Origin of the sequence: Sphingobium aquiterrae (assembly GCF_037154135.1) — a bacterium.
Classification (GTDB): Bacteria; Pseudomonadota; Alphaproteobacteria; order Sphingomonadales; family Sphingomonadaceae; genus Sphingobium; species Sphingobium aquiterrae.
In genome coordinates, this window is record NZ_JBANFL010000015.1 from 1 (window position 1) to 14,025 (window position 14,025).

Here is a 14,025-nt window from a genome sequence, read left to right on the forward strand (position 1 = left end):
CCAACCCTCCTCTTCGGAAAGCCGATTGAATCAGGAATAAATGCCGCTGTCTACAACCACCCGCACACAGGTCTCATAAGAGAGCCATTGCGGCCAGCAAGATACAATTCCCTCCCTTGACTGAAGCAATTTTTAAGCCTCGTCGCTTCCTCCAAATTTATTCCAGATTTTTTACCTGATCCAGAAGAAGCCTTTCTTAACCGATACAAATCACGTATTTCACTAGAGTTCTCTAAACTCTCTGCAAGCTCAATCATTGCGTCTTCAAAATCTAGAGTTTCTATTGCTAACGGCTTAATCGGATCTTCCCGATCTAGACGACTCCTAATCTCCTTTAAGAGCAGAGACGTATTTTTAGCAGGTATTAGAGCTTGATCTTTTGGGTCCCGCACGCCTTGCTTCAGTTCAAAGTCAGAAAGATCCCGATACTCAGCACGCTCGGCACCGCTAAATTGATTCCATTTTTGAGCCGCCATATCCTTCTTGGCCACGATATCATCGTAGTCAAATTCCGAAGAAAAGATCGGTTGATTTGATGCCAACACACGATTCAGATTATCTTGGATGATCTCTTCTAACATGGCAGCTTTATCTTTTCCCATTTACACGCCAGATCTTTAAAGCCCAGCGAGGCAGCACTTTGCAAGACTTTCTGATTGAAAGCTTCAAGCCCACCCCGCCGCCCATTCCCCCTCTGGCCTAATCCGCGAAATCCGCTAAAGCGCGCGCATGACCCATATCCCGTCCGGCCTGCTCCCCGAAGGATTGTCCGATCGTCTGCCGCCGCAGGCGGAAGCGTCTGCGCGGCTGGTGCGCCATGTGCTCGATACCGTCGACGCGCATGGCTATGGCCGGGTGATGCCGCCGCTCGCCGAGTTCGAGGAGACGCTGGTCGAGCGGCTGAAGTCCGCCCGGGCGCAGGATCTGTTGCGGGTGGTCGATCCCATGTCGCAGCGCACGCTGGCCATCCGGCCGGACATGACGGCGCAGGTCGGCCGCATCGCCGCCACCCGCCTGGCCGATGCCGCCCGTCCGCTGCGCCTGTCCTATGCCGGGCCGGTGGTGCGGCTGAAGGCGAACCAGCTGCGCCCCGAGCGCGAGCGGATGCAGGTGGGCGCGGAGCTGATCGGCACGGACAGCGTTGCCGCCGCCGTGGAGATCGTGAACGTCGCGATCGAGGCGCTGCAGGCCGCCGGCGTCACCGGCATCACCATCGATTTCACCCTGCCCGACCTGATCGACACGCTCGCCGCCGGCCCGCTGCCGCTGACGGAGGCCGAGGCGGAGGCCGTGCGCGCCAGGCTGGACGCCAAGGATGCCGGCGCCCTTGCCGCGCTGGGCGAAGGCCCCGCCGCCTATCTGCCGCTGATCGCCGCGGCCGGGCCTTTCCATGCCGCGATGGAGAAGCTGGAAGCGCTGGATGCCACAGTCGCCGGGGGCACGCTCTCCGGCCGGATCGCGGGCCTGCGCGCCATCGCCAAGCCGATCGGCTGGGACATCACGCTGACGCTGGACCCCACCGAGCGCCATGGCTTTGAATATCAAAGCTGGTTCGGCTTCTCGATCTTCGCGGACGGTTTCACCGGCGAGATCGGCCGGGGCGGCAGCTATGCCATTGTCGGCGCGAACGGCCATGAGGAACCCGCCATGGGCTTCTCCCTCTATCCCGATCCGCTGATCGACGCCGGATTCGGCACCGAGCCCAGCCGCCGCCTGTTCCTGCCGCTGGACCATGATGCCGGCCGCGCCAAGGCGTTGCGCGGCGAAGGCTGGCGCACCGTCGCCGCGCTTTCCGGCACGGACAATGGCGCCGCGCTGGGGTGCAGCCACTGGCTGGATGGCGAGACCGCGCGGGCATATTGACATGCGGCCGTGCCGCCCGCGGAAAAGCGCGGGCGGACGATCCTCAGCGCCCCGCGAACACCCGCTTCAGCCATACATCCACCACCGCGGTCGCAGGGTAATCGGGGTCGCCCAGCCGGCGGTTGATCTCCATATGGCCGCGCAGCCCATTGCCGTCGAAGCCCTGCACCTGCGCCGGCGTGCCCGCCCGGCCGAGCGCCTGGGCCAGCGCCTGCGACTGGGCCGTGCCGTCGGTCCGGGCGACATGCAGGATCAGGAAAGCGGGGGCATTGGGCCTTGTCGCCTGGAAGGTCGGCGACAGCGCCCGCTGGCGCGCCGCGTCATCGCCAAAGGCCCGTAGATAGGTGTCATGCATGAACTGGCCGCCCTCGGCGATCTGGCGCGGCACATCATAGGCGGCGCCGTCCAGCGGGATGACACCCGCCAGCGAATCCGGGCCAAGCCCCGCTTTTTCCAGATAGCGCATGTCGGTGCCCACCAGCGCGGAAAGATGCGCGCCGGCGCTGTGGCCCATCAGCACCACCTTGCGCGGATCGAAGCCCAGCGCCTTCGCCCGGGCGACGAGGGCCGCGACCGCATCGGCCACGTCCTGCGCCTGCTGCTCCACGGTGGCGTCCGGCACCAGGCGATAGTTGATCGAGGCAAAGGCATAGCCCAGGTCCAGATAATGCGTCACCTTGGTCGCGCCGGTCGCGTTGCGCTTGTCGCCGCGCGTCCAGCCGCCGCCATGCACGAAGAGGACGAGCGGCGCATCCGCCGCCGCCGCCTTTGCACGCCAGAAGTCGATATGCTGCAGCGGGCTGGCGCCATAGGCGATGTCCTGCCCGCCCGGCGCGGCCGCCTCGAAACGCTGCGCCAGCCGCGCCTCCATCCGCGCGCGCTGCGCCTGGCCGGCATGCGGCATCATCGCAAACGCCGCCGCAACCGCCACCATCACGCCTGTCGCAACATCCCGTCTCATCCCGGCATTCCCCGCTTCATCTCCTGCCCCGCCTATCCCCCGGTTGCGCGCCGATAGGAAAGCTTCAAAGCGTAACAAATTGTAAGGCTGGACGCGGGGCGATCCCCCCACTAGGGGGAAGCCGGTTTTTATGGGGTAAGTCAACTTGGCCAATGTGACCGTGATCGGCGCCCAGTGGGGCGATGAGGGCAAGGGCAAGATCGTCGACTGGCTCGCCAGTCGCGCGGATGTCGTCGTGCGTTTCCAGGGCGGCCATAATGCCGGCCATACGCTGGTGGTGGGCGACAATGTCTACAAGCTCTCGCTGCTGCCTTCCGGCATCGTGCGCGGAACGCTCAGCGTCATCGGCAATGGCGTGGTGCTCGATCCGTGGCATTTCCGCGAGGAAGTCGCCAAGCTTCAGGGCCAGGGCGTCACGGTCACACCGGAAAATCTGCACATCGCGGAGAATGTGCCGCTGATCCTGCCCTTCCACCGCGATCTCGACGGCCTGCGCGAGGATGCATCGGGCGCCGGCAAGATCGGCACCACCCGCCGCGGCATCGGCCCGGCCTATGAGGACAAGGTCGGCCGCCGCGCGATCCGCCTGTGCGACCTCGACCATCTGGACGATCTTGGCCCGCAGCTCGACCGGATCTGCGCCCATCATGACGCGCTGCGCGCCGGCTTTGGCGAACCGCCGATCGACCGGGACGCGCTGATCGCCGAGCTGGCCGAAGTCGCCGGTTTCATCCTGCCCTATGCCAAGCCGGTCTGGCTGACGCTGAACGAGGCGAAGAAGCGCGGCGACCGCATCCTGTTCGAAGGCGCGCAGGGCGTGCTGCTGGATGTCGACCACGGCACCTATCCCTTCGTCACCTCCTCCAACACCATTGCCGGCACGGCATCGGGCGGATCGGGCCTTGGCCCCTCCTCGGTCGGTTTCGTGCTGGGCATCGTGAAGGCCTACACCACCCGCGTCGGCTCCGGCCCATTCCCGACCGAGCAGGAAAACGACATCGGCCAGAAGCTGGGCGAGCGTGGCCATGAATTCGGCACGGTCACGGGCCGCAAGCGTCGCTGCGGCTGGTTCGACGCGGTGCTGGTGCGCCAGGCCGCCGCCGTTTCCGGCATCACCGGCATCGCGCTCACCAAGCTGGACGTGCTGGACGGGTTCGAGACGCTGCAGATCTGCGTCGGCTACAAGGTCGGCGACAAAAGCTACACCTATCTGCCGCCGCACCCGCAGGACCAGGCCCGCGCGGAACCGATCTACGAGACGATGGACGGCTGGCAGGAAACCACCGCCGGCGCCCGCAGCTGGGCCGACCTGCCCGCGCAGGCGATCAAATATATCCGCCGCATCGAGGAACTGATCGAATGCCCGGTGACGCTGGTGTCGACATCGCCCCAGCGCGACGACACCATATTGGTGCGCGATCCCTTCGCGGACTGACCGGGCGACCGAAGAACCATCGACCAAAAGGGCGTCGGTGCCGGGCTATCGCCCCTGCGCCGACGCCCTTTTCAATGCGCCAGTTCCACCGGATCGGGCCGCTCCGCGCCCCGCTTGGGGCGCGTGAACAATTTGCCCCGCTCGGCCCAGAACACCAACAGCAGCGATATGCTGCCAAAGGTCAGGAAGCCCAGCGCCAGCGGCAGGCTGGTGCCATTGAAATGCGCGCCCACCGCCGCCCCCAGCAGCGCCGACAGGATCGTCGTCAGGCACGCCTGAAAGGATGAGGCCAGCCCCGCCCCCCGCGCGAACGGCTCCATCGAGATCGCGCTGAAATTGGAGCCGGTCAGCGCGAAACAGAACATCGTCAGCGATTGGGTGGCGATGAAGGCCGGCAGCGAATCGAGCCCGGCCAGATCGATCAACGTGCGCACCGCCGAAACCGCGATCAGCGCCAGCAGCGCCCCATGGCTGATCCGGCGCGCACCGATTCGATGCACCAGCCGGCTGTTCGTCAGGCTGCCCAGCGCCATGAACATCGCGATGCCCGCAAAGGCGACGGGAAAGATTTCCGGCGCATGATAGACGTCGAAGAAGATCTGCTGGACCGATGTGATGAAGCCGACCAGCCCGCCCATCACCACGCCACTGGCCATCATGTAACCAATGCTGGTGCGATGCGTGGCGATGCCGCGCAATGTCGCTGCAAAATCGCGCAGGTTCACCTCAACCCGATTGTCCGGCTTCAGCGTTTCGGGCAGGCGAATGACGATCCACAGCAGGACCGCCAGGCCGATCGCCGTCAACACCCAGAAAATCCCGCGCCATGGCGCCACTGTCAGGATCAGCTGGCCAAAGCTAGGCGCGAGCACCGGCACGATCATGAAGACCATGAACACCAGCGACATGATGCTGGCCATGCGATCGCCATGGAATCGATCGCGCACGATGCTGACCGCGATCACCCGGGCAGCCGCGGCGAAGAAACCCGCAGCGGCCCTGCCGGCAAGCAACAAGGTGAAGCTGGGCGCCAGCGCGCAGAGCATGGTCGCGCCCGTGAACAGCGCCAGCGTGATGCACAGCACCGGGCGACGGCCGAACCGATCGGACAGCGGCCCATAGATCAGCGACCCCACCCCCATGCCGATGAAATAGGCGGTGATGATCCACTGCCGGTCATTGGGGTGGGGGATCGACAGCGCCTTGCCGATCGCGGGCAGCGCAGGGAGCATGGGGTCGATCGACAGCGCATTGAGCGCCATCATCGCCGCGATCAGCGCAACGAATTCCCGAAAATGGATCGGGAAGTCAGAGGGCGGAGAAACCCTCCGCATGGTGATCGGGCTCTGCTGCATTGCAGCGCTATGAACGCGACGGCGCGATATGGCCAGAGGGCGCACGCGATTACGCGCAAGAGACCAGCGACTTTTTATCATGCCCAACGCAAAGGCCCTGCCGACATCTGCCGGCAGGGCCTTTGTGCTCGTCCCGTCCGCCGCGCAAGAGGCGGCGCGGATCAGGCGTCCTTGCCGCCCGGCGTATGGGCACCGGGCATCGGCGGCACGGGCTGCGGCGGCACGTCGCTGTCCGCTTCATGCATTTCCACCAGGCCCCGGCCCAAATGGCTGCGGCGATAGCTGTAGCCATAATAGACCAGCAGGCCGACAGCCGCCCAGCCGACGAACATCAGCTTGGTTTCCGTGCCCAGGCTGAAGAACAGATAGACGCAGCCGGCAATGGCGATGGGCGCCGTGACCATGATCGCGGGCGTGCGGAAGGGGCGCTTGCGGTCCGGGTCCGTCCGGCGCAGCACCATCACCGCGATCGACACGGCGGCAAAGGCGAAGAGCGTGCCGGAGTTGGAGATGTCCGCCAGGATGCCGACCGGGAAGAAGGCCGCGAACAGCGCCACGAAGATGCCGGTCAGGATGGTGATGACATGCGGCGTCTTGTAGACCGGATGCACCTTCGAGAAGAATTCGGGCAGCAGGCCGTCGCGGCTCATCACGAAGAAGATGCGGGTCTGGCCGAACATCATCATCAGGATGACCGAAGGCAGCGCCAGACCGGCGGCAAGGCCGAGCAGGTTGCCGATCTGCGGCCAGCCGATTTCACGCAGCGTCCATGCCAGCGCTTCCTTCGAGCAGGTGACGGCTTCATGGCCCTGCGCGGCAAGCGCGGCGCATTGTTGCGAAAGCGCCATGGAACCGGGGGCCAGCACTTCGCCCGCCGGGCCCGCGACCGGCTGCGCGCCGACCGTGCCGATCACGCCGGCCGCGACCAGCATGTAGAAGATGGTGCAGATACCGAGCGAGCCGATCAGGCCGATGGGCATGTTGCGCTGGGGATTCTTGGTTTCCTCCGCCGCCGTCGACACCGCGTCGAAGCCGACATAGGCGAAGAAGATGGACGCCGCCGCCGCCGATATGCCCGAAAAGCCGAGCGGCGCGAAGGGCGTGAACTTGTCCATGTGCATCACCGGCAGGGCCAGCACGACGAACAGCGTCAGCGCCGCGACCTTGATAAGCACGAGCACCGCGTTGACGCTGGCGCTTTCCTTCGTGCCGATCACCAGCAGCCAGGTGACGAGCGAGGCGATGAGCATCGCGGGCAGGTTGACCACGCCGCCATCGAAGGGCCCGCGCGTCAACAGGTCCGGGATGTCCATATGGAAGGTATGCTCGATGAGCCCCACGACATAGCCCGACCAGCCCACCGACACGGCGCCCGCCGCCACGGCATATTCCAGGATAAGCGCCCAGCCCACCATCCAGGCGATCAGTTCGCCCATCACCGCATAGCTATAGGTGTAGGCCGAGCCCGACACCGGCACCATGGAGGCCATTTCGGCATAGCACAGCGCCGCCACGGCGCAGACGAAGCCGGCAATGACGAAGGCGAGCATCATGCCCGGCCCTGCCTTTTGCGCGGCTTCCGCCGTCAGCACGAAGATGCCGGTGCCGATAACGGCACCGATGCCGAGCATGGTCAGCTGGAATGCCCCCAGCGAGCGATGCAGCGATTTCTTTTCCGCTGTCGCCAAAATGGCGTCGAGTGGCTTTACGCGCCCGAATATCATGAATGCCTGTCTCTTTCCCTTGTGGCGCGCCTTGCAGGCGCGTTCCCCTTTTTGGATAGAACGAGACTATCGCCTAAATCCACATGCGCAAGCTTGTTACAATTTCGGGTTTTTATCGGACGCGCAAAAAACAAGGCCCGGATTGCCGGAATTGGCACGTTCAGCGCTTGCCGGACCCCGGCCCGCGCCCGGCCAGCATCGGCCCCAGCGGCTCCCCCGCCAGGATATGGACGTGCAGATGCGGCACTTCCTGATGGGAATCGAAGCCTGAATTGGCAAGCAGGCGATAGCCCGGCGCCACAAGCCCGGCGGCCCGCGCCACTTCGCCGACCACATGCACGAAATCGACGATTTCCGCGTCGGAGGCACGCGCAGAGAAATCGTCCCAGCTGACATAGGGGCCGCGCGGGATGACGAGGATGTGAGTCGGCGTCCATGGCGCAATGTCGTGAAAGGCGATGCTATGCTCGCTTTCATGGACACGGTTGCTGGGAATCTCCCCGCGCAGGATCTTCGCGAAGATATTCTGGTCGTCATAGGGCAGCGTCGCGTCGACGGGCATCGCGCTATTCTCCTGAAGGCGGGGGATTGCTGGTGCGGGCGGCCTTTTCGGCCAGCCCCGAAAGGCCGTCGCGCCGGTCAAGCTCGGCGCACAGGTCGGCAAGGGACAGGTCCATGTCCGCCAGCAGCACGGCGAGGTGGAACAGCAGGTCCGCCCCCTCCTTCACCGCTTCGGCGCGATCGTCCGCCATGGCGGCGATCACCGTCTCCACCGCTTCCTCGCCCAGTTTCTGCGCCATTTTCGGGCGCCCCCTGGCGGTGAGCGCCGCGACATAGGACTGCGCCGGATCACCCGTCCGGCGCGCCCTGATCGTTGCTTCCAGTCGTTCGAGCGTTGCCTGCATGCGCCGCAGTTGCGGCGGCAGGGGCCCGGCCGTCAACCGGAAAATGCGGTTATTTGTTCCGGCGGCGGCCCTTGACCGCACGCAGGACGAGCACGGCCGCGCCCATGCCGAACAAGGCCATCTGTTCGGGTTCCGGCACCGGCGTCGCGCCGCCCGAGGAGGAGGAGCCGCCGCTCGAAGACGAACTGCCGCCGGAGGACGAACCGCCACAGCTACCGAACCAGCACTTGCCCGCCTGTGCCGGAGCAGCCGCGGCCATCATCAGCGAGAGGCCGGCGACGGCCAGAAGATTGCGCATCATCATCGTTTACATTCCTTCTCCATGGTCAAATGGCAAAGGACTGCGAAGCAATCGCAGGGCCATATCGCGAATATGCCCCGCGCCGCCCGCCTCCAATGGTTAACGCCGCGCGAGCGCACAGGGTTAATGTCAAACATATTGACATTAACCCATGGAACTCAGCCGGTTGCCGGCAATGTTCAGTTACGATTTAGGCAAACAGTCTTGCCGGTCGATGTCTCGCTCGACATCTGCACCCGGGCGCGATCCTATGCCGATCAGTGCGAGCGGACCGGGATACCCGCCGCCGCCAGCGCCGCATGCGCCTGCGCGATCGTGTGCTGGCCGAAGTGGAAGATGGAGGCGGCAAGCACCGCGCTCGCATGGCCTTCGATCACGCCCTCCACCAGATGCGCCAGCGTGCCGACGCCGCCGCTGGCGATGACGGGCACCGACACCGAGTCGGCAATGGCGCGGGTCAGCGCCAGATCATAGCCCGCGCGCGTGCCATCCCCATCCATGGAGGTGACGAGCAGCTCGCCCGCGCCCATCTCGGCAAGCCGCACCGCATGTTCCAGCGCGTCGATGCCGGTCGCGGTCCGGCCGCCATGGGTGAAGATTTCCCAGCGCGGTCCATGGGGGCCGTCGCCCACGCGCCGCGCATCCACGGACGCGACGATGCACTGGCTGCCGAATCGGTCGGCGATCTCGGCGATCACCTGCGGCCGGGAGACCGCCGCGCTGTTCACCGCCACCTTGTCCGCGCCCGCGAGCAGCAGGGCGCGCGCATCCTCGGCCGAACGCACGCCGCCGCCCACCGTCACCGGCATGAAGCAGACCTCCGCCGTGCGGCGCACCACGTCGATGATGGTGCCGCGCGCCTCATGGCTGGCGGTGATGTCGAGGAAGCACAGCTCGTCCGCCCCCGCCTCGTCATACAGCCGCGCCTGTTCCACCGGGTCGCCCGCGTCCATCAGGTCGATGAAGTTCACGCCCTTGACCACCCGGCCATTGGCGACGTCGAGACAGGGGATGACGCGGGTGCGGACGGTCATGACGCGGCCTGTGCCACCGCCAGCGCGGTCTTGAGGTCGAGCCGCCCGTCATAGAGCGCGCGGCCGGTGATCACGCCTTCGATGCCCGCATCGGCATGCAGGCTGAGGATGCGGATATCGGCGATGCCGGCCACGCCGCCGCTGGCGATCACCGGAATGTCGGTGGCGCGGGCAAGGTCCACGGTCGCATCGATATTGCAGCCCTTGAGCAGGCCGTCGCGGCCGACATCGGTGAACAGCAGCGACGCAACGCCGGCATCCTCGAACCGGCGGGCCAGGTCGATGACCGGCATGTCGGACTTTTCCGCCCAGCCATCGGTCGCGACGAAGCCGTCGCGGGCATCGACGGCGACGACGATACCACCGGGGAAATCGCGCGCGGCGGCCTTCACGAAAACAGGGTCTTTCAGCGCGGCGGTGCCGATGACGATGCGCGACACGCCAAGGTCGAACCAGCGCTCCACCGACTCGCGATTGCGGATGCCGCCGCCAAGCTGGACATGGCCGGGAAAGCGACCGACGATGCTTTCAACGGCATCGGCGTTGACCGCATGCCCGGCGAAACTGCCGTCCAGATCGACGACATGCAGATAGTGCGCGCCCGCCTGGGCGAACTGCATGGCCTGCGCGGCGGGATCGTCGCCATAGACGGTGGCGCGGTCCATGTCGCCCTCGGCAAGGCGGACGACCTGGCCGCCCTTCAGGTCGATGGCGGGGAAGACGATCAGCGACATGGGTCTTCAGGGTCTCCAGTCGAGGAAGCGGGCAAGGAAGGACAGGCCGTAGCGCTGGCTCTTTTCCGGGTGGAACTGCACGCCGATGACGGTGTCGCGCGCCACGGCGGCGACCAGCGCCGCGCCATGCTCGGTGATCGCGGCGATATCGGCCCGGTCGGCGGCGTCGAAATGATAGCTGTGGAGAAAATAGGCCTCACCCTCCTCCAGCAGTGGATGGGGCGTCACGATGCGCACGTCGTTCCAGCCCATATGCGGCACCTTGACGGTCGCGTCGGTCGGCGCAATCAGCCTGACCGTGCCCGGAATCCAGCCCAGCCCTTCATGCCGGCCGAATTCCTCGCCCGCGTCCGCCAGCAACTGCATGCCCACGCACACCCCCAGGAAGGGCACGCCGCGCCCGCGCACCGCGCCGTTCATCGCGTCGACCATGCCGCTTATGCCCACCAGCGCATCGCGGCACGCGCGAAAGGCGCCGACGCCGGGCAGCACGATCCGGTCCGCCCGCGCCACCGCATCCGGGTCGGCGGTGATGACGACATCGCGCGCGCCGGCCTTCACCAGCGCATTATGGACCGAGTGGAGATTGCCCGCGCCATAATCGATCAGCGCGATCACGGGATCAGGCTTTCCAGGAGCGTGTCCGGCGCGATCCTGCCGGGCAGGAATTCGGTGATCTCGATCTCCGCCACGCCGTTCACGACGAAGGGATCGCCCGCCGCCTTGCGCGCGATCGTCTCCCGAACGCCCCTTGCGAGCAAGATGCCGCCGTCGCGCGGTTCCTTGCGCCCGGCCATCAGCAGCCACCCTTCGGTGATCGCCGCGTCGAGCCAGGCGACATGCGCCGCAAGATGATGGTCCACTTCGGCCAGCGGCGCCTTGTAGGTCAGCGAAATGACGAACATGCGGTCCTGCCTCCGGTCATGCAGCGCGTGGGCCTGCTCACAGGATTCCCTTGGTCGAGGGGATCGCATCCGCCTTGCGCGGGTCGATCTCCACCGCCTGCCGCAGCGCGCGCGCCAGCCCCTTGAAGCAGCTTTCCACGATATGATGGTTGTTGCTGCCATAGAGATTTTCGACATGCAGCGTGATGCCCGCCGCCTGCGCGAAGCTGTGGAACCAGTGCTCGATCAGCTCGGTATCCCATTCGCCAAGGCGCGGCATGGAGAATTTCGGGCTGAAGACGAGCCAGGGCCGCCCGGAAATATCCAGCGACACGCGGGTCAGGGTTTCGTCCATCGGCGCATAGGCGGTGCCGTAGCGGGCGATGCCGCGCTTGTCGCCCAGCGCCTTTGCCACCGCCTCGCCAATGGCGATGCCGGTGTCTTCGGTCGTGTGATGCTGGTCGACATGCAGGTCGCCCTTTGTCGTCACCGTCATGTCGATCAGCGAGTGGCGCGAAAGCTGTTCCAGCATGTGATCGAGGAAGCCGATGCCGGTCGACACCGCATATTCGCCGGTGCCGTCCAGATTGACGGTGACGTCTATGGCCGTTTCGGCCGTGCTCCTGTGGATTTCCGCCGTGCGCATGGCCGCCCCTATAACGCCGAATCGCGCAGGTGCAATGCGGCCGCGCACGCCCCGATCGCATGATGTGCATATCAACGCCCGAGCAAGGCTTGACCCGCCCTTTCGCTTCGCTAGGAAGATGGCCCATGAGCGACGAGCTTCCAGACAGCCTGATTCCCTATGACGAAATCGTCCAGGAGGCCCTGCGCGCCGTGGTCGGCCGTGTGCTGGGCGAGGTCCAGCAATCCGGCGGGCTGCCCGGCACGCACCATTTCTACATCACGTTCAAGACGCAGGCCGCAGGCGTCGCCGTTCCGCGCCAGCTGATCGAGCGCTTCCCGGACGAGATGACCATCGTCCTCCAGAACAAATATTGGGACCTGAAGGTCGCCAGCGACGGCTTCGAGGTCAGCCTGACCTTCAGCCAGGTGCCCGCGCACCTCGTCATCCCCTTCTCCGCGATCACCGCCTTCGTCGATCCGGCGGTCAACTTTGCGCTGCAGTTCCAGGTGCAGGAAGACGGCGACACGCCCGAACCGCCCGAGCCCGCCGGCAACGACGCGCCATCGGTGAACACGGAGGACGGCTCGAACGTCGTCACGGTGGATTTCGGCAAGAAGAAATAGGGCTGGCGCTTTCGGGCCGGCCTTCCCACATTCGCGCCGTCCCCTTGCCCGTCCTGGGCCTGCACGGAGCGCCACATGACCAAGACCCGCACTGAAACCGACAGCATCGGCGCCATCGCCGTGCCCGCCGACGCCTATTGGGGCGCGCAGACCCAGCGCAGCATCGAGAATTTCCCCTTCGGCGAGACCGAGCGGATGCCGATCGGCATCGTCCACGCCCTTGCCCATGTGAAGCGCGCGGCGGCGCGGGTGAACCGGGCCCACGGCCTCGACGCGAAGCTGGCCGACACCATCGAAGCCGCGGCGCAGGAGGTGATCGACGGGCGCCATGACGACCAGTTCCCGCTCGTCATCTGGCAGACGGGCAGCGGCACCCAGTCGAACATGAACGCCAATGAAGTGATTGCCGGTCGCGCCAACGAGATGCTGGCCGGCACGCGCGGCGGCAAATCGCCCGTCCATCCCAACGACCATGTGAACATGGGCCAGTCGTCCAACGACAGTTTCCCGACCGCGCTGCACATCGCCGCGGCGCTGGCGGTCACGGGCGCGCTGTTCCCGGCGCTCGACCGGCTGCACGATGCGCTCGACGCCAAGGCGAAGGCGTGGGACGATATCGTCAAGATCGGCCGCACCCATTTGCAGGACGCGACGCCGCTGACCCTGGGGCAGGAATTTTCCGGCTATGCGCATCAGGTCTACCGCAGCCGCAAGCGGATCGAACCCGCGACCCTGCACGGCATGACGGCGCTGGCACAGGGCGGCACGGCGGTCGGCACGGGCCTCAACGCGCCGGCAGGCTTTGCCGAGGCGATCGCGGCGGAGATCGCGTCGGCCACCGGCCTGCCCTTCCGCACGGCGGACAACAAGTTCGAGGCGCTGGCGTCGAACGATCCGCTGGTCCACCTCTCCTCGACGCTCGCGACGCTGGCGGTGGCGCTGACCAAGATCGCCAACGACATCCGCCTGCTCGGCTCCGGCCCGCGCTCGGGCCTTGGCGAGCTGGACCTGCCCGCGAACGAGCCGGGCAGCTCGATCATGCCGGGCAAGGTCAACCCGACCCAGTGCGAGATGCTGACCATGGTCGCCGCGCAGGTGATCGGCAATCATCAGGCCGTCACCGTCGGCGGGCTGCAGGGGCATCTGGAACTCAACGTCTTCAAGCCGATGATCGGCGCGGCCGTGCTACGCTCCATCCATCTGCTGGCGGTCGGCATGGAGAGCTTCGCCGAGCGCTGCGTCGAGGGGCTGGAGGCGAATGAGGGCCGGATCGCCGAACTGGTCGACCGCTCGCTGATGCTGGTGACGGCGCTCGCACCGGAGATCGGCTATGACAATGCCGCGAAGATCGCAAAGCATGCCCATGTCGAGGGGCTGACGTTGCGCGAGGCGGGCTTGGCGCTCGGCCTTGTCGACGCCGCGACCTTCGACCGGCTGGTGCGGCCCGAAACGATGGTCGGGCGGTAGTGCGGCGCGGGGCTTGCCGCTGCGGAGAAGAGCCGCCTTTCCGGAACCCGGCGGCCCCGCTATATATTCGTCATGGCGAAGCATCCGGACAGCAAACAGGGACATCACATC

At 65.8% G+C, this 14,025-nt stretch carries 16 protein-coding genes; 4 read left to right on the top strand and 12 right to left on the bottom strand.

Annotated elements, in window-relative coordinates:
- Positions 1 to 50: 50 nt before the first annotated feature.
- Positions 51 to 581: a hypothetical protein gene (locus tag WFP78_RS15915; protein WP_336964431.1), complete on the bottom strand. Its 531-nt coding sequence runs from the start codon at positions 579 to 581 to the stop codon at positions 51 to 53.
- Positions 582 to 729: 148 nt separating this feature from the next.
- Between WFP78_RS15915 and WFP78_RS15920 the strand changes: the two genes are divergently transcribed.
- The gene (locus tag WFP78_RS15920) at positions 730 to 1,863 is read left to right on the top strand and encodes an ATP phosphoribosyltransferase regulatory subunit (protein WP_336964433.1); all 1,134 of its coding nucleotides are present in this window, start codon (positions 730 to 732) and stop codon (positions 1,861 to 1,863) included.
- A 43-nt stretch (positions 1,864 to 1,906) separates the two neighbouring features.
- Here WFP78_RS15920 and WFP78_RS15925 read toward each other — a convergent pair whose 3' ends face one another.
- Positions 1,907 to 2,734 (bottom strand): alpha/beta hydrolase, encoded by an 828-nt coding sequence (locus WFP78_RS15925; RefSeq protein ID WP_336964781.1) that lies wholly within the window; start codon positions 2,732 to 2,734, stop codon positions 1,907 to 1,909.
- A gap of 235 nt (positions 2,735 to 2,969) precedes the next feature.
- On the opposite strand from WFP78_RS15925, the gene WFP78_RS15930 reads away from it, so the two are divergent.
- Positions 2,970 to 4,259: an adenylosuccinate synthase gene (locus WFP78_RS15930; RefSeq protein ID WP_336964436.1), complete on the top strand. Its 1,290-nt coding sequence runs from the start codon at positions 2,970 to 2,972 to the stop codon at positions 4,257 to 4,259.
- A 71-nt stretch (positions 4,260 to 4,330) separates the two neighbouring features.
- Here WFP78_RS15930 and WFP78_RS15935 read toward each other — a convergent pair whose 3' ends face one another.
- From WFP78_RS15935 to hisB, 10 genes are all read right to left on the bottom strand, one after another.
- A complete protein-coding gene (locus tag WFP78_RS15935) occupies positions 4,331 to 5,593 on the bottom strand; it encodes a multidrug effflux MFS transporter (RefSeq protein ID WP_336964439.1) in 1,263 nt (420 codons plus the stop codon).
- 182 nt (positions 5,594 to 5,775) lie between these two features.
- Entirely contained in the window at positions 5,776 to 7,338 is a 1,563-nt protein-coding gene (locus WFP78_RS15940) for an amino acid permease (RefSeq protein WP_336964442.1), read from the bottom strand.
- A gap of 160 nt (positions 7,339 to 7,498) precedes the next feature.
- The gene (locus WFP78_RS15945) at positions 7,499 to 7,900 is read right to left on the bottom strand and encodes an HIT domain-containing protein (RefSeq protein ID WP_336964445.1); all 402 of its coding nucleotides are present in this window, start codon (positions 7,898 to 7,900) and stop codon (positions 7,499 to 7,501) included.
- Positions 7,901 to 7,904: 4 nt separating this feature from the next.
- Positions 7,905 to 8,243: a phosphoribosyl-ATP diphosphatase gene (locus tag WFP78_RS15950; RefSeq protein WP_336964448.1), complete on the bottom strand. Its 339-nt coding sequence runs from the start codon at positions 8,241 to 8,243 to the stop codon at positions 7,905 to 7,907.
- A 49-nt stretch (positions 8,244 to 8,292) separates the two neighbouring features.
- Positions 8,293 to 8,547 carry a PEP-CTERM sorting domain-containing protein gene (locus WFP78_RS15955; protein ID WP_336964451.1) on the bottom strand — a complete coding sequence of 85 codons (255 nt, stop codon included), beginning with the start codon at positions 8,545 to 8,547 and terminating at the stop codon, positions 8,293 to 8,295.
- Positions 8,548 to 8,801: 254 nt separating this feature from the next.
- Positions 8,802 to 9,578 (bottom strand): imidazole glycerol phosphate synthase subunit HisF, encoded by a 777-nt coding sequence (gene hisF, locus WFP78_RS15960; RefSeq protein WP_336964454.1) that lies wholly within the window; start codon positions 9,576 to 9,578, stop codon positions 8,802 to 8,804.
- Complete coding sequence (gene hisA / locus WFP78_RS15965; RefSeq protein WP_336964457.1) at positions 9,575 to 10,312, bottom strand: 1-(5-phosphoribosyl)-5-[(5-phosphoribosylamino)methylideneamino]imidazole-4-carboxamide isomerase; 738 nt, start codon at positions 10,310 to 10,312, stop codon at positions 9,575 to 9,577. Before hisA ends, hisF begins: the two co-directional genes overlap by 4 nt.
- 6 nt (positions 10,313 to 10,318) lie before the next feature.
- The gene (gene hisH, locus WFP78_RS15970; RefSeq protein ID WP_336964460.1) at positions 10,319 to 10,930 is read right to left on the bottom strand and encodes an imidazole glycerol phosphate synthase subunit HisH; all 612 of its coding nucleotides are present in this window, start codon (positions 10,928 to 10,930) and stop codon (positions 10,319 to 10,321) included.
- Positions 10,927 to 11,217, bottom strand: coding sequence for a YciI family protein (locus WFP78_RS15975; protein ID WP_336964463.1), 291 nt, complete (start codon positions 11,215 to 11,217; stop codon positions 10,927 to 10,929). The genes hisH and WFP78_RS15975 overlap by 4 nt, the downstream gene beginning before the upstream one ends.
- Positions 11,218 to 11,254: 37 nt before the next feature.
- On the bottom strand, positions 11,255 to 11,842 hold the full coding sequence (gene hisB / locus WFP78_RS15980) for an imidazoleglycerol-phosphate dehydratase HisB (RefSeq protein WP_336964465.1): 588 nt from the start codon (positions 11,840 to 11,842) through the stop codon (positions 11,255 to 11,257).
- A gap of 125 nt (positions 11,843 to 11,967) precedes the next feature.
- Between hisB and WFP78_RS15985 the strand changes: the two genes are divergently transcribed.
- Positions 11,968 to 12,447, top strand: a complete 480-nt coding sequence (locus WFP78_RS15985; protein WP_336964468.1) for an SspB family protein — start codon at positions 11,968 to 11,970, stop codon at positions 12,445 to 12,447.
- Positions 12,448 to 12,522: 75 nt separating this feature from the next.
- Entirely contained in the window at positions 12,523 to 13,914 is a 1,392-nt protein-coding gene (gene fumC, locus WFP78_RS15990; RefSeq protein WP_336964471.1) for a class II fumarate hydratase, read from the top strand.
- The last annotated feature ends 111 nt before the right edge of the window (positions 13,915 to 14,025 follow it).